The organism is Caulobacter sp. ALps2, from assembly GCF_058681635.1.
The window spans coordinates 3797968-3814714 of sequence record NZ_CM178743.1; the positions used below are offsets into that span (position 1 = coordinate 3797968).

General features: G+C 67.2%; 16 protein-coding genes. 9 read left to right on the top strand and 7 right to left on the bottom strand.

Going from position 1 to position 16747, the window contains the following annotated elements; translation table 11 throughout:
• Positions 1-81 precede the first annotated feature (81 nt).
• Positions 82-861 (top strand): 3-keto-disaccharide hydrolase, encoded by a 780-nt coding sequence (locus tag ACW173_RS18050; RefSeq protein ID WP_492081468.1) that lies wholly within the window; start codon positions 82-84, stop codon positions 859-861.
• Here the strand turns inward: ACW173_RS18050 and ACW173_RS18055 are convergent.
• Entirely contained in the window at positions 858-1865 is a 1008-nt protein-coding gene (locus tag ACW173_RS18055; RefSeq protein WP_492081469.1) for a LacI family DNA-binding transcriptional regulator, read from the bottom strand. The two genes, ACW173_RS18050 and ACW173_RS18055, sit on opposite strands and share 4 nt — an antisense overlap.
• Before the next feature lie 136 nt (positions 1866-2001).
• Here ACW173_RS18055 and ACW173_RS18060 point away from each other — a divergent pair, with 136 nt between their 5' ends.
• The 5 genes from ACW173_RS18060 to ACW173_RS18080 are packed head-to-tail and all read left to right on the top strand — an operon-like array spanning position 2002 to position 6768.
• The gene (locus ACW173_RS18060) at positions 2002-3243 is read left to right on the top strand and encodes an MFS transporter (protein ID WP_492081470.1); all 1242 of its coding nucleotides are present in this window, start codon (positions 2002-2004) and stop codon (positions 3241-3243) included.
• Positions 3244-3267: 24 nt separating this feature from the next.
• Positions 3268-4191, top strand: a complete 924-nt coding sequence (locus ACW173_RS18065; RefSeq protein WP_492081471.1) for a sugar phosphate isomerase/epimerase family protein — start codon at positions 3268-3270, stop codon at positions 4189-4191.
• Positions 4191-5324 carry a Gfo/Idh/MocA family protein gene (locus ACW173_RS18070; RefSeq protein WP_492081472.1) on the top strand — a complete coding sequence of 378 codons (1134 nt, stop codon included), beginning with the start codon at positions 4191-4193 and terminating at the stop codon, positions 5322-5324. Before ACW173_RS18065 ends, ACW173_RS18070 begins: the two co-directional genes overlap by 1 nt.
• A complete protein-coding gene (locus ACW173_RS18075; RefSeq protein WP_492081473.1) occupies positions 5321-6376 on the top strand; it encodes a sugar phosphate isomerase/epimerase family protein in 1056 nt (351 codons plus the stop codon). The genes ACW173_RS18070 and ACW173_RS18075 overlap by 4 nt, the downstream gene beginning before the upstream one ends.
• 32 nt (positions 6377-6408) lie before the next feature.
• Positions 6409-6768, top strand: coding sequence for a c-type cytochrome (locus ACW173_RS18080; RefSeq protein WP_492081474.1), 360 nt, complete (start codon positions 6409-6411; stop codon positions 6766-6768).
• Between the two features lie 16 nt (positions 6769-6784).
• On the opposite strand, the gene ACW173_RS18085 is transcribed toward ACW173_RS18080, so the two are convergent.
• Positions 6785-7603 carry a 3-keto-disaccharide hydrolase gene (locus tag ACW173_RS18085; protein WP_492081475.1) on the bottom strand — a complete coding sequence of 273 codons (819 nt, stop codon included), beginning with the start codon at positions 7601-7603 and terminating at the stop codon, positions 6785-6787.
• Between the two features lie 176 nt (positions 7604-7779).
• Between ACW173_RS18085 and ACW173_RS18090 the strand changes: the two genes are divergently transcribed.
• Positions 7780-9528 carry a GMC oxidoreductase gene (locus tag ACW173_RS18090; RefSeq protein ID WP_492081476.1) on the top strand — a complete coding sequence of 583 codons (1749 nt, stop codon included), beginning with the start codon at positions 7780-7782 and terminating at the stop codon, positions 9526-9528.
• Positions 9528-10097, top strand: coding sequence for a gluconate 2-dehydrogenase subunit 3 family protein (locus ACW173_RS18095; protein ID WP_492081477.1), 570 nt, complete (start codon positions 9528-9530; stop codon positions 10095-10097). Before ACW173_RS18090 ends, ACW173_RS18095 begins: the two co-directional genes overlap by 1 nt.
• 10 nt (positions 10098-10107) lie before the next feature.
• Here ACW173_RS18095 and ACW173_RS18100 read toward each other — a convergent pair whose 3' ends face one another.
• The 5 genes from ACW173_RS18100 to araD1 all read right to left on the bottom strand — a co-directional run bounded on the left by ACW173_RS18100 (position 10108) and on the right by araD1 (position 15617).
• Positions 10108-10848, bottom strand: coding sequence for a GntR family transcriptional regulator (locus tag ACW173_RS18100; protein ID WP_492081478.1), 741 nt, complete (start codon positions 10846-10848; stop codon positions 10108-10110).
• A gap of 206 nt (positions 10849-11054) precedes the next feature.
• Positions 11055-12410: an FAD/NAD(P)-binding protein gene (locus ACW173_RS18105; protein WP_492081479.1), complete on the bottom strand. Its 1356-nt coding sequence runs from the start codon at positions 12408-12410 to the stop codon at positions 11055-11057.
• Between the two features lie 123 nt (positions 12411-12533).
• Entirely contained in the window at positions 12534-13673 is a 1140-nt protein-coding gene (locus ACW173_RS18110) for an aldose epimerase family protein (protein WP_492081480.1), read from the bottom strand.
• A gap of 25 nt (positions 13674-13698) precedes the next feature.
• The gene (locus ACW173_RS18115; protein ID WP_492081481.1) at positions 13699-14625 is read right to left on the bottom strand and encodes a Gfo/Idh/MocA family protein; all 927 of its coding nucleotides are present in this window, start codon (positions 14623-14625) and stop codon (positions 13699-13701) included.
• The gene (araD1, locus tag ACW173_RS18120; protein ID WP_492081482.1) at positions 14622-15617 is read right to left on the bottom strand and encodes an AraD1 family protein; all 996 of its coding nucleotides are present in this window, start codon (positions 15615-15617) and stop codon (positions 14622-14624) included. Before araD1 ends, ACW173_RS18115 begins: the two co-directional genes overlap by 4 nt.
• Positions 15618-15897: 280 nt before the next feature.
• On the opposite strand from araD1, the gene ACW173_RS18125 reads away from it, so the two are divergent.
• Positions 15898-16656, top strand: coding sequence for a FadR/GntR family transcriptional regulator (locus tag ACW173_RS18125; protein ID WP_492081483.1), 759 nt, complete (start codon positions 15898-15900; stop codon positions 16654-16656).
• Positions 16657-16747: the final 91 nt, after the last annotated feature.

A 16747-nucleotide genomic window follows, 5' to 3' on the forward strand; every position in this document is an offset into this window, starting at 1 on the left:
CGCTGGTCCGCCAGCGGGGGCGTTGTCGTTTCCGGACCTCGCCGCCTATGCTGCCGTTCTCGATAGGGAGCGGGAAGCAAGATGAAGCGTAAAAACGTCCTGGCGTTCGCGATGGCCGGCGGCTTGACGGCCGTCTCGCTGGCCGTGGCCCAGACCAAGCCGGAAGAGACCGAGGTCTGGAAGCCGGCGGTTCCAGTCGTTGCTCCTGCCAAGGACGCGGGCGGCGCGCCGGCCGATGCGATCGTACTGTTCGACGGCCAAGGCCTCGACCAGTGGGTCTCGGCCTCTGACAAGTCTCCGGCGGGTTGGACGGTCGCGGGCGGCGTGCTGATCGTCGACAAGGCGCGCGGCAATATCGAGACCAAGCGGTCCTTCCGCGACTACCAGCTGCATCTGGAATGGCGGATCCCTGCCGAGATCACGGGGTCGGGCCAGGCGCGCGGCAACAGCGGCGTCTTCCTGGCGTCCACCGGCCCGCGCGACCAAGGCTACGAGGTGCAGATCCTCGACAGCAATGACAACGCCACCTACGTCAACGGCCAGGCCGCCAGCGTCTACAAGCAGCATCCGCCCCTAGCCAACGCTAGTCGCAAGCCGGGTGAGTGGCAGGCTTACGACATCATCTGGCGCGCGCCGGTGTTCGGCGCGGACGGGGCGCTGGCCACGCCGGCCAATGTCACCGTGATCCACAACGGCGTGCTGGTGCAGGACCACGCGGTGCTGGCCGGCGAGACGGTCTATATCGGCAAGCCGTCCTACAAGGCCCATGGCCCCGCGCCGATCAAGCTGCAGGCCCACGGCGACCCCAGCGCGCCGATCAGCTTCCGCAACATCTGGGTCCGAGCGTTGGCGCCGCGCTAAGCCGGCGGCGGGGCGGTGCTGGAGCGCACCACCAGCTGGTGGGGCAGGGTGACGTTCTGCAGCGCGGTGGCGCGACCGCTCAGAATGTCCATCAACAGGCGCACCACCTCGTGGCCGATCTGCTCCTTGGGCTGACTGACCGTGGTCAGCTTCGGGTGCAGGTACTCGGCGAAGCGGATGTCGTCGAAGCCGACCAGCGAGACGTCCTCGGGGCACCGCAGGCCGCGCTGGCGGATGGCCTCCAGCGCGCCCATCGCCATCTCGTCGCTGAAGCAGAAGATCGCCGTCGGCCGGCCGGGCTCGTCCAGCAGCTCGCCGGTCTGGCGCACGCCCGACTCGATCGAGAAGTCGCCGATGGCCATGCGCAGGGCGCTGGCGTGGCCGTGACGTTGGGCGGCCGACAGCACGCCGGACAGGCGGTCGCTGCTGATCGGGCTGGCCAAGGGGCCGGTCACGACGCCGACCCGCGTGTGGCCTAGGCCATAGAGGAATTCGACGACCTCGGCGGCGGCGCGCTCATTGTCGATATGGGCGCTGGAGACCGCGAGGCCCGGCCGGAACTCGCAGCCGTTGACGATCGGCGTCTTGGGGCCCTTGGCGGCGACCATCTCGGCCAGCACGTCGGGCAGGCGGTGGCCCAGGAAGATCAGGCCGTCGGCCTCCTTGCGGCGGAACATGGCCGCGTACTGCTCCTCGCGCGTCTCCTCGTGGCGGGTGTCGCCCAGCAGCACCGAATAACCGGCGGCCAGGGCGGCTTCCTCGACGCCTCGGATCACCTGCGAGAAGAACGGGTTGGAGATGTCTGGCACCGTGACCAAAATCTTCTCGGTCCGCAGGGTGCGCAGGCTCTTGGCCGCGAAGTTCGGCTCGTAGCCCAGGCGGTTGACCGCCTCCATCACCTTGTTTCGGGTGGTCTCCAGCACCAGTTCGGGCGCGCTGAACACCCGGGAGACCGTCGCGGTCGAGACCCCCGCGTCGCGCGCAACATCTTGAATGGTCGCCATTGGCGCGACACTGGCGACTAGCCGACAGCTTGGCAAGCTGACCGGCGCCTGTTATCGATGATTTCGATTACATCGGAGCGGAAGGCGTCCAAAAGGGCGAAACCGGCCGCCCAAACTGGTCGGGGAGGCCAGATCCATGAACACGAGCTTCCGGCTCTTCGTGATGATGGTGCTGCAGCTGGCGATCTGGGGCGCCTGGGCGCCGAAGATCTTCCCTTACATGGGCATGCTGGGCTTCGAGCCCTGGCAGCAGTCGCTGGTCGGCAGTTCGTGGGGTGTGGCCGCCCTGGTCGGCATCTTCTTTTCGAACCAGTTCGCCGACCGCAACTTCGCGGCGGAGCGGTTCCTGGCCGTCAGCCACTTGATCGGCGGTCTCGCCTTGGTCGGCACGGCGTTCGCCACCGACTTCTGGCCGTTCTTCGCCTGCTACCTGATCTTCAGCCTGGTCTATGTGCCGACCCTGTCGGTGACCAACTCGATCGCCTTCGCCAACCTGAAGGATCCCGCCGCCGGCTTCGGCGCGGTGCGCATGGGCGGGACGGTCGGCTGGGTGCTGGTCAGCTGGCCGTTCGTCTTCCTGCTGGGCGCCCATGCGTCGGTCGAGCAGGTGCGCTGGATCTTCCTGGTCGCGGCGATCGTCTCGTTCGCCTTCGCCGGTTATGCCCTGACCCTGCCGCACACGCCTGCCCGGAAGGACGCGGCCGGCATCGACAAGCTGGCTTGGCGACGCGCCTTCAAGCTGTTGGCCGCGCCGTTCGTGCTGGTGCTGTTCATCGTAACCTTCATCGATAGCGTCATCCACAACGGCTACTTCGTGATGGCCGACGCCTTCCTGACCAACCGTGTCGGGATCGCCGGCAACCTGTCCATGGTGGTGTTGAGCCTGGGGCAGGTGGCCGAGATCCTGACCATGTTCCTGCTGGGCCGGGTGCTGGTGCGCCTGGGCTGGAAGGTGACGATGATCGTGGGCGTGCTGGGCCATGCCGCGCGCTTCGCGGTCTTCGCCTTCTTCGCCGACAGCATCCCGACGATCGTCGCCGTGCAGCTGCTGCACGGGATCTGCTACGCCTTCTTCTTCGCCACCGTGTATATCTTCGTCGACGCGGTGTTCCCCAAGGACGTCCGCTCCAGCGCCCAGGGCCTGTTCAACCTGCTGATCCTGGGTGTCGGCAATGTGGTCGCCAGCTTCCTGTTTCCGTCGCTGGTCAGCCGCCTGAGCACGGACGGTTCGGTGGACTACACCACCCTGTTCCTGGTCCCGACCGGCATGGCCCTCGCGGCCGTCTGCCTGTTGGCGGTGTTCTTCCGCCCGCCGTCGCGTGGCCCGGTGGCAGAGACCGAAGAACTCCCCGCGACCGCCAGCCCGGCCCAAGTCTAAGCCCTCATGCAAAAGGAAAGCCTCGTGCACGAACACCTTTCTCGGCGCGGCCTTCTCGGCGCTGGCGCGGCCCTGCTGGGCGCGACCCTGGCCGGCGGCGCCAGCGCGGCGCAGACGCCGTTCTTCCAGCGCCACCAGCAGCCGGTCGGCATCCAGCTCTACAGCCTGGGTCCGGACCTGGCCAAGGAGCTGGACGCCCAGCTCGCCACCGTCGCCAAGATCGGCTTCAAATCGGTGGAGCTCGCCGGCTATCTAGGACGCACCCCGGCCGAGCTGCGCGCGGCCTTCGACAAGGCGGGCCTGATCTGCCCCAGCGCCCACATCTCGCCCAAGGGTCCCAACGGCTTCAGCGGCGACCTGGCCAAGCTGGCTGACGAGCTGCACGTGATTGGCGTGAAGTCGGCGATCATGCCGATCCTCTACATCCCCGATCGCCTGGGTAACGACCTGCGCGCGGCCGGCGTCCAGATGACCGCCGACGACTGGAAGTGGAACGCCGACTTCCTGAACGAGAAGGCCGCCGTGCTGAAGAAGGCCGGCATCATCAGCGGCTACCACAACCACAATTTCGAGTTCGCACCGCTGGGCGACACCACCGGCATGGACATCCTGCTGAAGGGCACCGATCCGAACCTGGTCACCTTCGAGATGGATGTGGGCTGGGTCACCGCCGCCGGCCACGATCCGCTGGCGCTGCTGAAGGCCCATCCGGGCCGCTTCACTCAGATGCACGTCAAGGACGTCAAGGCGACGACCAAGACCAATTTCGAGCTGAAGCAGGACCCGACCGAGGTCGGCAGCGGCATGATCGACTGGAAGACGCTGCTGCCCGCGGCCTACGCCGCCGGCATCCGCGGTTTCTACTACGAGCAGGAGCCGCCGTTCGCCCATCCGCGTCTGGAGTCCGCCAAGATCAGCTACGACTACCTCTCCAAGGTCGTCGCCTGATGGCCTTGCGGATGGCCATGGTGGGTGGTGGTCCTGGCTCGTTCATCGGGCCGGTGCATCGCATGGCCGCCGAGCTGGACGGCCGCATCCGGCTGGTCGCCGGGGTGTTCAGCCGCGATCCGGCCAAGAACGCCCAGGCGGCCGCCGCCTGGGGCGTCGCGCCCGACCGGGTCTATCCGGACCATCACGCGATGATCGCCGCCGAGCGGGTGCGCGAGGACGGTGTCCAGCTGGTCTCGGTGGTGACGCCAAACCATCTGCATTTCGACGTCTCGGCGGCCGCGCTGAAGGGCGGGCTGCACGTGATCAGCGACAAGCCCGCGACCTTGAACCTGGCTGAGGCCGAAGAGTTGGCGGGCGTCGTCGCGGCGTCGGGCAAGCTCTACGGCTTGACCTATACCTACACCGGCTATCCGATGGTCCGCGAGGCGCGCGAGATCGTGGCGCGGGGCGACCTGGGCGCGGTGCGCAAGGTCGTGGTCGAATATTCGCAAGGCTGGCTGTCCAAGCCCCTGGAGCGCGACGGCGACAATAAGCAGGCCAGCTGGCGCGCGGACCCTGCGCAATCCGGCGTCGGCGGCTGTATCGGCGATATCGGTGTCCACGCCTTCAACATCGCCGAGTTCGTGACCGGTGTCCGCGTCGAGCGCCTGTGCGCCGACGTGTCCACCGTCGTTCCCGGCCGCGGCCTGGATGACGACTGCAACGTGCTACTGCGGTTCGAAGGCGGCGCGCGCGGCGTGCTGATCGCCTCGCAGATCTCGGCGGGCGCCCGCAATGGCCTGACGCTCAGCGTCTATGGTGAGAGGGGCGGCCTGACCTGGTCGCATGAGGATCCGAACGTCTTGACCCTGGACTGGCTGGACGGACCCAGCCAGGTGCTGCACGCCGGCTCGGGTTATCTGGGCGCGGCCGCCCGTGCGGTCACCCGCCTGCCGACCGGCCACCCGGAAGGCTTCATCGAGGCCTTCGCCAACATCTATCGCGACTTCGCCAACGCCATAGAAGGGCAGGGCGGAGCGCTCGTGCCCGACATTGGCGAAGGCGTGCGCGGCATGGCCTTCGTCGAGCGCGCGGTGGCTGCCAGCCGCGACGATGCTGGCTGGGTCACCTTGGAAGGAGACGGGCGATGAAGACGCTCAAGGGACCGGCCATCTTCCTGGCCCAGTTCATCGGCGGCGAGCCGCCCTTCGACAAGCTGGAGACCATGGCCAAATGGGTCGCCGATCTTGGCTATGTCGGCGTGCAGATGCCGACGGGCGGGGCGGACTCGTTCTTCGACCTGGCCCTGGCCGCCGAGAGCCAGACCTATTGCGACGCCATCGCCGGCCAGCTGGCCGAGTACGGCCTGGAGATCACCGAGCTTTCGACCCACCTGCAGGGCCAGCTGGTCGCCGTGCATCCGGCCTATGACGAGCTGTTCGACGGCTTCGCCCCGCCCGAGCTGCGTGGCAAGCCCAAGGAGCGTCAGGCCTGGGCCGTGGGGCAAGTCAAGGCCGCCGCCGTCGCCAGCCGGCGCCTGGGCCTGAAGGCTCACGCCACCTTCTCCGGCGCTCTGGCCTGGCCGTACTTCTATCCCTGGCCGCAGCGGCCTGCGGGTCTGGTCGAGGAGGCCTTCGCCGAACTGGGCCGTCGCTGGAAGCCGATCCTGGACGTCTTCGAAGACAATGGCGTCGACGTCGCCTACGAGATCCATCCGGGCGAGGACCTGCACGACGGCGCGACTTTCGAGCGGTTCCTGGACGAGGTCGGCGGCCATCCGCGCGCCAATATCCTCTATGATCCCAGCCACTTCGTCCTGCAGCAGCTGGACTATCTGGGCTACATCGATCGCTATCACGAGCGGATCAAGGCCTTCCACGTCAAGGACGCCGAGTTCCGGCCCACGGCGCAGTCGGGCGTCTATGGGGGCTACCAGGGTTGGGCCGAGCGGCCGGGCCGCTTCCGTTCGCTGGGCGATGGCCAGGTGGACTTCAAGGCGATCTTCTCCAAGCTGGCCCAGTACGATTTTGACGGCTGGGCGGTGCTGGAGTGGGAGTGCGCGCTGAAGCATCCCGAGCAGGGCGCCCGCGAAGGCGCGCCGTTCATCCGCGACCACATCATCCAGGTCACGGACAAGGCCTTCGACGACTTTGCTGGCAGCGCGACAGACGCCGGTCGCAATCGCCGGCTATTGGGTCTGTAACCGCCGCCAAAGTCTGACGGAGAGTTTCCTCGATGAAGTTCAAGCTTACGCTCGCCGCCATTCTGATGGGGACGGCGACGAGCGCCGCCGCCGCGCCCACCGGCCAGCAGGTGTTCGAGCAGCGCTGCACGGTCTGCCACTCGCTGCAACCCGCGCCGGGCAAGATGGGACCGCCCCTGGCCGGCGTCGCCGGTCGCAAGGCCGGGACCGCGCCGGGCTTCGCGTACAGCACCGCCTTGAAGGCCTCGGGCATCACCTGGACGCCTGACCAGTTGAACGCCTTCATCAAGGCCCCAGGCAAGGTCGTTCCCGGCACCAAGATGCTGCTGGGCGCGCCGGACGCGGCCCAGCGCGCCGCGGTCATCGAGTACCTGACATCGGTGAAGAAGTAGCCAGTTCTGACGGCGTTCAGCGCGCCGTCAGTTCCTGGATCTGGATATCCTTGAACTCGATCGGGTGGCCCTCGCTCTGCAGGGCGATATAGCCCTCGGTCACCGGCTGGGCTCCGCGCGCGAGGATGTAGGGCTTGGCGCCGCCGGCGACAGTGTCGTCCGGATCCAGGGTCACGCCGGCATAGTGGTGGACGGCCACGCCGTTGATCTTCTGAGTGATCTCGCCGTTGGGCAGGACTTCCAGTTCGGCCTGCACCCAGGTCCCGTTCGGGATGGTCGGAGCATTGGCCGGGACGGTGCAGTGCTCCTTCACCTTGGCGCCATCGATGGTGATCGTCAGGCCCGGCGTGCAGACCGCGCCTGTGGGGCGGGGCGCATCGCCATCCTTGCCCAGCAGCTGGAATTCGACCGAGACCGGGAAGGGCTGCTCGACCGTCATGCTTTCGGCGCTCTGGCTGAGGAACATGATGCCGCTGTTGCCGCGCGCCCAGGCCGGGGTGTCGGCCAGGCCGCCTTCGGTCAGGAAGCGGTAGGACAGCTTAAGGCGATAGGCCTTGAACGGCGTCTTGTAGAATAGGTGTCCGAACTGGCCGCCCAGCGTATCGTAGCCGGCGTACGAGACCCGGATGGCGCCGTGGTCGACAACGAAGGTGTCGCGATAGTTCTCGCCGGCCGGATGCTTGGCGACCTTGGCCGTCCAGCCGTTCAGGGTCTTGCCGTCGAATAGCGAGCGCCATGGCCCGGCCTTGATGTCTTCGGCGTTAGCGGCGCCCGCGCATAGCGCCAGCAGCAAGCCCGCCGCGACTTGGCGCGCGCGAGTCGTCAATCCGATCATGATTTCTCGTCCCTCCCAGGCGCTCGGTGATTTTAACGTGAAATGCCGAGCTTTCTTGCAATGTAACCCATTTCATGGAAGCCTCCAGGCAAGAATGAAGGGTTCGCCGAGGTCGGGGCGTCGTGTTGCTTAAAGCTTCCGGCGTGGTCCATCGAGCGGCCGCAAAGGGAGCGAACATGGCCAATCTGAGCGGCCGCGCGCGTCGCAAGAACACTTACGACGCGATCGTAGTCGGTAGCGGTATCACCGGCGGCATGGCCGCCAAGGAGCTGACCCAGAAGGGACTCAAGGTCCTGGTGCTGGAACGAGGCCGTATGGTCCGCCACCTCGAGGACTATCCTACCGCGGTCCTGGACCCCTGGCAGACCAAGTACCCGCAGGGGCAGCTACCGCAGGCAGAGCTGGACGCGCACTACCAAGTGCAGCGCCGCACCAACTACACGATGACGGAGTATACCAAGCACTTCTTCGTCCGGGATGATCAGGATCCCTACACCGAGGAAAACCGCTTCGACTGGATCCGCGGCTATCACGTCGGCGGTCGTTCGCTGACCTGGGGCCGGCAAAGCTATCGCCACAGTCCGATCGATTTCGAGGCCAACGCCCGCGAGGGGATCGGCGTCGACTGGCCGATCCGCTATGAAGAGCTCGCGCCCTGGTACGAGCATGTCGAGCGTTTCATCGGCGTCTCCGGCCAGCACGAGGGCCTCAGCCATTTCCCCGACGGCCACTACCAGCCGCCGATGGAGATGAACTGCGTCGAGAAGGCCTTCAAGAGCCGCTCGGAGTCGCGCTTCCCCGAGCGCCGGATCAGCATCGGCCGCACGGCCCACCTGACCGAGCCGACCGAGGAGCAATTGAGCCTCGGCCGTACCAAGTGCCAGTATCGCAACATGTGCATCCGCGGCTGTCCGTTTGGCGGCTACTACAGCTCCAACTCCGGCGGGTTGGTGGCGGCCGAGCGCACCGGCAATTTGGTGATCCGGCCCAATTCGATCGTCACCGAGCTGATCTATGACGAGAAGGCCGGCAAGGCCTCCGGTGTGCGGATTTTGGACACCGAGACGAAGCAGGACGAGGAGTTCTACGCCGACGTCGTCTTCCTGTGCGCTTCGGCCTTCAATTCGGCCTGGATCATGATGAACTCCACGAGTTCGCGGTTCCCGAACGGCTTCGGCAACGGTAGCGACCAGCTGGGTCGCAACGTCATGGACCATCACCTGGGCGTCGGAGCCACCGGCGACGCGCCCGAGTTCGCCGACATGTATTATTCTGGTCGCCGCCCGAACGGTATCTACGTGCCGCGCTTCCGCAACCTGGGCGACGAGGCCACCAAGCGCGGCGACTACCTGCGGGGCTTCGGATACCAGGGCGGGGCGTCGCGTCCCATCTGGGACCGCGACCTTGGAAACCGGGCCAAGGGCGCCAAAGGTTTTGGCGCGGCGCGGAAGGCCGCGCTCACCCAGCCTGGTCCGTGGAGCATGGGCTTGGGCGGTTTTGGCGAGATCCTGCCTTACCAGGACAACCGCATCACCCTGAACCGCGAGGTGAAGGACCAGTTCGGCCTGCCGACCCTGTCGATGAACGTCACCATGCGCGAGAACGAGATCGCCATGCGCCGGGATATGCAGACGGCTGCGGCCGAGATGCTGGAAGCGGCGGGCTTCAAGAACGTGAAAGGCCACGACGGCGGCTACGCGCCGGGCCTGGGCATCCACGAGATGGGCACCGCGCGCATGGGGCGCGATCCAAAGACCTCGGTGCTGAACGCCCACAACCAGGTCCACGAGTGCAAGAACGTCTATGTCACCGATGGGGCGGCGATGACCTCGGCCTCATGCGTGAACCCGTCCCTGACCTACATGGCCCTGACGGCCCGCGCCGCCGACCACGCGGTCCAGGCGCGCAAGCGGGGAGACCTGTGATGCTGAACCGACGCGACACCCTACGCGGCCTAGCCCTCACGGTCGGCGTCGCCTCAAGCGGCTGGGCCGAACGCGCCCTGGCCGCCGCGGCTCCAGCGCCAGCCCTGGCCTGGACCCCGACGGCCCTGACGGCCGATCAGGCGCGGCTGCTGGACGTGGTGGCCGAGCTGATCATCCCCGCGACGGACACACCCGGCGCGCGCGACGCCAGCGTGCCGCAATTTATCGACCGCGCCTTGGCCGACTACTACACCAAGGATCAGGTGGACCAGCTGTTGGGCGGCCTGGCGCGCATGGACGCCGATGCTCGCGCGGCGCATGGCGACGTCTTCATCGCGCTGACGCCCGAACAGCAGGTCGCGCTACTGACGACCTACGATCAGGAAGGCGGTATCGCGCGCGGGCAAGGCCAGTCGCACTTTTTCCCGGCGCTGGAGGACATGGTCACGGTCGGCTACTTCACGTCCGAGCCCGGCGCGACCGTGGCGCTGCGGTACGAACCAGTCCCCGGCGCGTATCATGGCTGCGTCCCGCTGGCGGAGGTCGGCAAGGCCTGGGCGACACGCTAGCCCCCAGGCCTCAGCCCAGGTCGTTGAGCTCCGCGACGAAGTCGTAGGCGTCGCCGCGGTAGTAGGAGTGCGAGACCTCGACCGGACGGCCGTCGCGCAAGAAGCCACGACGCTCGACCAGCAGGCCGGCGTCCTTGGGCTTCACATGCAGCAACTCGGCGTGCTCCGGCGTGATCAGCACGCCGCGCAGCCTTTGCAGGGCGCGTGTTGGGCGGTGGCCCGTGGCCGCCATCGCTTCGTACAGCGACGCGCCGACCGCTTCGAGCGAGGGTAGGGCGAAGGCGGCTACGGTCGTGTACTCGATGGCCATCGGCGCGCCGTCGGCGCAGCGCACGCGGTGGAAGCGGTATACCGCGGCGCCCGGCGACAGGCCCAGGGTAAGGGACTCTTCGGGCGTCACGCCGCCTTCCATCCGGGCGATCCATTCGCTGTGCGGCGTGCGGCCGCGCGAGATCATGTCCTCGGTGAAGCAGGTCAGTTTCGAGAAGTTCTTTTCGACCCGGGCGGCGACAAAGGTGCCCGCGCCCTGGCGGCGGGTCAGCAGGCCCTCACTGACCAGGCCGTCCAGCGCCTTGCGCACGGTGATGCGCGAGATGTTGAAGTCCCCGGCCAGATCGCGTTCGGGCGGCAGGGCGTCGTCCGGCGCCAGGACCTTGTCCTGGATCGCCTCGCGCAGGGCTTTCTGCAGCTGCTTGTAGAGCGGCGCTGAGTCTCCCTGGCCCACGGGGCCGATCTGGGCGGCCAGCGACATGAAGAACGCTCCTCAACACGACTCACTTCGCAGCTGAAGTGAAGATTGGTTGGATCAAAAAGATACCAATTTAGATCCTATTTCAACCAGCCTTATCAGCAGTGGCGTGGCTCGCCCTACGAAAATCTCGTGGAAACAAGACGATCGGCGTCGTTTGGCGACAGTTGGTGTCTAATTGGTATTAATTTGGTATCTGAAATGTGACATCATCCCAGCGTCGCCAATACCGTTTGAGCCACGGCCGCCGCCTGGCCACGGATGTCGGGAACGGCGGTGATCTCCCACGAAGTCCCGCGCGTGGCGGGGCCAACGGCCAGCAGGGTCGGAGAGGCCTCGCCCGAGACGTCGTGCACGCGGTAGTCGTCATCGACGTCGAAACCCAGGCGCAGGGCGTCGGGCCGGGCCAGGCCGCGCTTGACCAGGTCCTTGATCAGCGGATCGGCCGAGGTCAGCACGTCGCCGGTCGGGCCGGTGCAGTTGATCACCGAGGCGGCGCGGAAGACGTAGCCACCATGCTCGCCACGCCCCCGCCAGCGGCACAGGGCGAAGCCGTCGCCCTCCAGGCGCAGGCTGCGGATCTTGCCGGCGGCGAGCGTAAGCTGGCCGGTGGCGCGCATCGCGCCGATGTGACGGGCGACCTGCGGGGCCAGGCGGTGACGATGGATGTCCCAGAAGGGCCGCGCGTGGCGCAGGAAGGCCTGCTTTTGCGCCGCCGACCAGCCGCGCCACAGGCTCCGGGTCGCGGGACGGGTGGCGTCGATAGCTGTGCGCCAGCCGTGCTGGGCCGCCGTGTTTCGCAGCCATCCGAAGGCCTCCAGCGGTGAGAGGTCGTTCGCGGGCGGAAAGGGCAGGGACAGGGGCGGCGCCCCGTCGTGCTCCAGCGGCGCCAGGCCGCGTCGCGACAGGGCCAGCATCGGCCGGCCGGGCTGGGCCTGGTTCAGTGACAGGGCGACATCGACCATGGTCAGGCCCGTGCCGATCAGCAGCACCGGTCCCGACGGCAGGTCAGCGGCGTTCCAGCGCCAGGGATCGGCGACATAAGCGCTTGAGCTGGCGAAGGCTTCGTCGACGCCCGGCGGCCGCGCGGGTGGCGGATTGCCCAGGGCCAGGACGACCGCGTGGGCGGTGACGGCATTGCCCATGGCGCAGGTCAGCCGCCAGCCGTCGCCGCCAGGCTCGATGCCGACAACGGCGTCCGGAACCACCACCAGCCGCCCGGCCCCGGCGGGACCCTCGGCGACCTCCGCCACCTGACCTTGCAGATAGCGGCCGTAGTCGGCGCGGGTGGCGAAGTCAGCGGGGCCCAGGCCGAACCGTTCGCGGCGCAGCCACTCGACGAAGTGGCCCGGCTGGTCGGGCCAGGCGCTCATATTGCCGGCGCGTACGTTCAGCCGGTGGCCGGGATTGTGGGTGGCATAGGCCGCGCCCAGGCCCACGGGCGTGCGACGCTCGAACAGGATGACCTTCGCGTCCGCCGAGCGTCTCAGGATGTTGAGGGCGGTCATCACGCCGCTGAACCCCGCGCCGACCACGGCGATAACAGGCGCTGGCGTTGGGGACATGTGGATACTCTACGAAGTGGGTAGAGATTTCTCGGCGATCCGCGCCCGTGTGGCAAGCCGTCTGGGCGCAACAGAAAAGAGAGCGCGTCGCCGCGCTCCCCTTCGTTGGTCGTGTGGCTGGCCTTAATTCTGGACGGTCAGCTTGAAGACCATGGTGTTGCTGTACTTCTGGCCGGGATCCAGGCGGACCGGCGCGAACCGCGGCTTGTTCGGCGCATCGGGGAAGTGCTGCGGCTCCAGCGCGATGCCATCGCCCTGGCGATAGATCTTGCCGCTCTTGCCGATGGTCGTGCCGTCGATGAAGTTGCCGGCATAGAACTGGATGCCCGGCTGGTCGCTGAGGATCTCCAGCACGCGGCCGCTATTGGGGTCGGCCAGGCGCGCGGCGAAGCGCGGAGCGCCGCCAGCCTTGCCGTTCAACACGTAGTTGTGGTCGTAGCCGCGGCCGACGACGATCTGCGGATCGCGGGCGTCGCGGATGCGGTCGCCGACGGCCGTGGGCTGGCGGAAATCGAAGGGCGTGCCGGCCACCGGCGTGGTCTCGCCGGTCGGGATCAGCTCGCCGTCGACCGGGGTATAGCCGTCGGCGGGAATGGTCAGGACGTTGCCCATCGCGCCTTCGGCCACGCCTTCGCCGGCGACGTTGAACAGGGCGTGGTTGGTCATGTTGACGATGGTCGGCTTGTCGGTCGTGGCGCCGTAGGTGATCGTCAGGTTGTTCTGCTCGTCCAAGGCGTAGGTCGCCGTGGCGGTCAGGGTTCCGGGATAGCCCTCCTCGCCGTCGGGGCTGACATAGCTGAAGGTCACCGAGGCCGTCGGGCCGGACTTGGCGTCCAGCACCTTCCAGACGACCTTGTCGAAGCCCTTCACCCCACCGTGCAGGGCGGCGACCTTATTATTGTTCAAGGCCAGCTGGTAGGTCTTGCCGTCCAGGGTGAAGCGGCCCTTGCCGATGCGGTTGGCGAAGCGGCCGACCGAGGCGCCGAAATAGCTGGCGTTCTTTTCGTAGGTGGCGGCATCGGCGAAGCCCAGCGCGATGTCGGCCTTTTTTCCCGCGCGGTCGGGAGCGATCAGCGACTGCAGCGTGGCGCCGTAAGTGATGATGGTGGCGCTGACACCGTGAGCATTGGTCAGGGTGATGGCCTCGACCGCCTCGCCGGACGCAAGAGCGCCGAACGGCTTGCGCGAAAGCTCGGCGGCGCTGGCCGACGAGACCGCGACAAGGGTGAGTGCGCTCGTGAGGGCGATGGTCTTCAGCTTCATGTTTCTCTCCCTTTGTCGTTCTTGATTATTCGATGAAGGCTGGTGCGGCGACCCGCTCGCTGAGCAGGAAGGCGTCGGCCACATGGCGCAGTGGGCTGACGTCGACGTCGCTGGCGCCATCGGCGATCAGCTTGGCGAAGGCGTCGTAGAGGCCCGCGTACTCGCGGTCGGGGCCTTCCCGCATCAGCTGGCCATCGATGTAGAGCTTGGCGCCGCCATGGGTCAGTTTCAGCTGGCCGTCGTCGGTGTCGACCTCGATGTCCCAGCTTTGCGGACCGGTCTGCAGAAAGTCGAGCTCGGCGCGGATCGGGGCGCCGGCGGCGTCCCGGAAGTCCAGCTCGGCCTGGATCGGCGACTGCCGGTTCTCCGGCACGTGCAGCACGCCCTTTGACAGGAAGAACGGGCGCGGCAGGATGCGGGTGACGATCGACAAAGCGTTGATCGCCGGATCGAACACCCCCAGCCCGCCGGCTTCCCAGATCCAATCCTGGCCGGGGTGCCAGACACGAACGTCTTCCTTCCAGTGGATTCGCACGGCCTTGACCGCGCGCTCGACAAGCCACTGGCGGGCCGGCTCGACGCCGACGGCGTAGCGCGAGTGCCAGGTGGTCTGCAGAGTCAGCCCGCGCGCGGCCGCGGCCTGGCGCAGGTCTTCGACCTCGCTGAGTGTCGCGCCCGGCGGCTTTTCCAGCATCACGTGCTTGCCGGCGGCCAGGGCCAGATGGGCCAGAGCGTGGCGCGGCTGGGGCGGCGTGCACAGCGCGACCGCGTCCACCGCCACATCGCTGGCGAGCAAGTCGGCGAGGGCGGCGAAGTGGGCGACGCCGTCCAGCTCGGCGTTGCGGCTGACGATGGCGACCAGCTCGAAGCGCGGATCGGCGTCGATCGACGGCAGGTGCTGGTCGCGGGCGATCTTGCCCAGGCCGACCAGCGCGAGACGGATGGGCGTCACAGCGACTTCACCACGACCGGCTGGGCCGTGGCCTGGGCCAGCGGGTTGCGCACGGCGTAACGGAACGGCGCGGCCTCGATCTCGAACACGTCGCCGACCTGCGTCTGGAAACCCTCCGAGAAGGAGAGGGTGGCCGTGCCGAAGAAGTGGACGTGGATATCGCCTGGGCGACGGAACAGGTCGTACTTGAAGTGATGATGCTCGAGGTTGGCGATCGTGTGGGACATGTTCGCCTCGCCCGACAGGAAGGGCTTTTCCCAGATCGTCGCGCCGTCACGGACGATGCGGCTGGCGCCGCGCACGTCGGCGGGCAGTTCGCCGGTCAGCAGTTCCGGGCCCAGGGCCGCGTTGCGTAGTTTGGAGTGGGCCAGCCACAGATAGTTGCCGCGCTCGATCACGTGGTCCGAGAACTCGTTGGCCAGGCAGAAGCCCAAGCGGTGCGGCGTGCCGTCGGGACCGATCATATAGACGCCGGCGATCTCGGGCTCCTCGCCGCCGTCCTTGGCGAAGCTGGGCGAGGTCAGGGGCTGGCCCGGGCCGACCAGCTGTGTGCCGTCGCCCTTGTAGAACCACTCCGGCTGCACCCCCTCCTGGCCCAGCGCGGGTTTGCCACCCTCGACACCCATCAGGAACATCCGCATGGAGTCGGTGAGTTGCTCGCCGACTTGCGCCGCCTTGTGCATCTTATCGCGCCCCTCGGCCGAGCCGAGGTGGGTCAGGCCGGTGCCGGTCATGGACAAGTGGGCGGGATTGGGATGGTCGATCGGCGCCAGCACGCGGCTTTCGGCCAGGGCGGCGGGGATGTCGATCTCTTCGCCCAGGGCGCGGGCCTGGGCGGCCTCGGCCAGGGTCGCGTCGACCTTCAGGGCCGCCCGGGCCAGGTCGTACAGGGTGTCGGCGACCTCGACCTTGCGGGCGCGGCCCGAGTCGTCGACGGCCGCCAGCAGCCGCGCGCCGGCCGAGGTTTTCAATTGCACGAACCGGAACACCACGGCGATCGACCTTCTGAAGCTTTCTAATAGTCCGACAAATATCGTGACGGCGCGGTCTGTCAAACGACGTTTCACTCTATCGGTGTGCGGAAATTCATCTCTCCCTGTTACTTCGAGGCGTTTTGAAGGATCAATTCATCGTACATTTGATCCGACAAGCCGCCAGGGACCACCGGCGCGGCCTTGGCGAATTCGCTTGTTCTCCGACAATTGGTCTCGATAGAGTCGCCAAGGGGCATGGATTGCCCGGAACGATTTACGCGGCGGGAGCGAAACAGGCGTGTCGAGGGCCAAGGAAGCGGGCGTTGGCGGTGAAGGCGAGCGCGAAGAGGGCTTCTCCGGCCGGATCCACGGTTCGATCGCGCGGGCCCTGGGCATCGCCATTGTCTCGGGCAAGCACCAGCCCGGCGATGTGCTGAACAACGAGATCGACGCTTCCGAGCAGTTGCAGGTCTCGCGCAGCGCCTATCGCGAGGCCATCCGTATCCTGGCCGCCAAGGGGCTGGTCGAGAGCCGCCCCAAGACCGGCACGCGGGTCAGCGCCCGCGCACGCTGGAGCCTGCTGGACCCTGAGGTGCTGGCCTGGTTCTTCGAATCGGAGCCCAGCGAGCAGTTCCTGCAGGAGCTCTACGAACTGCGTATGATCGTCGAGCCGGCCGCCGCCGCCTTGGCCGCCCAGCGCCGCGATGACGCCCAGTTGGAGCGCATGCGCGCGGCCCTGGTGGCCATGCAGCATCACAGCCTGGCGAACGAGGCGGGCCAGGCCGCTGACCGCGATTTCCACGACACCGTGCTGGAAGCGACCAACAACGCCCCGCTGTTCACTCTCAGCAGCAGCATCGGCGCGGCCGTTCGCTGGACCACGATCTTCAAGCAGCGCGATCGCGAACTGGCCCGTGATCCGATGCCCGAGCACTGGAAGGTGTTCGACGCCATCGCCGCCGGCCGTGGCGACCAGGCCCGTCAGGCCATGGAGAAGCTGGTCAGCCTGGCGCTGGACGACACGCGCGCGGCGATCGAGCGGCGTCCGGGGCGCTGAGGCGCAATCATCGGACAATCATTTGGTGGGTAGATCTAGCGCTGTATCGGCGTTTGTGACGCACTCGCAATAGAGCCTGCCGTGATTGACG

Coding starts and splice junctions, on each gene's coding strand:
- ACW173_RS18050 (WP_492081468.1), top strand. CDS start 82: ATGAAGCGTAAAAACGTCCTGGCGTTCGCGATGGCCGGCGGCTTGACG.
- ACW173_RS18055 (WP_492081469.1), bottom strand. CDS start 1,865: ATGGCGACCATTCAAGATGTTGCGCGCGACGCGGGGGTCTCGACCGCG.
- ACW173_RS18060 (WP_492081470.1), top strand. CDS start 2,002: ATGAACACGAGCTTCCGGCTCTTCGTGATGATGGTGCTGCAGCTGGCG.
- ACW173_RS18070 (WP_492081472.1), top strand. CDS start 4,191: ATGGCCTTGCGGATGGCCATGGTGGGTGGTGGTCCTGGCTCGTTCATC.
- ACW173_RS18075 (WP_492081473.1), top strand. CDS start 5,321: ATGAAGACGCTCAAGGGACCGGCCATCTTCCTGGCCCAGTTCATCGGC.
- ACW173_RS18080 (WP_492081474.1), top strand. CDS start 6,409: ATGAAGTTCAAGCTTACGCTCGCCGCCATTCTGATGGGGACGGCGACG.
- ACW173_RS18085 (WP_492081475.1), bottom strand. CDS start 7,603: ATGATCGGATTGACGACTCGCGCGCGCCAAGTCGCGGCGGGCTTGCTG.
- ACW173_RS18090 (WP_492081476.1), top strand. CDS start 7,780: ATGGCCAATCTGAGCGGCCGCGCGCGTCGCAAGAACACTTACGACGCG.
- ACW173_RS18095 (WP_492081477.1), top strand. CDS start 9,528: ATGCTGAACCGACGCGACACCCTACGCGGCCTAGCCCTCACGGTCGGC.
- ACW173_RS18100 (WP_492081478.1), bottom strand. CDS start 10,848: ATGTCGCTGGCCGCCCAGATCGGCCCCGTGGGCCAGGGAGACTCAGCG.
- ACW173_RS18105 (WP_492081479.1), bottom strand. CDS start 12,410: ATGTCCCCAACGCCAGCGCCTGTTATCGCCGTGGTCGGCGCGGGGTTC.
- ACW173_RS18110 (WP_492081480.1), bottom strand. CDS start 13,673: ATGAAGCTGAAGACCATCGCCCTCACGAGCGCACTCACCCTTGTCGCG.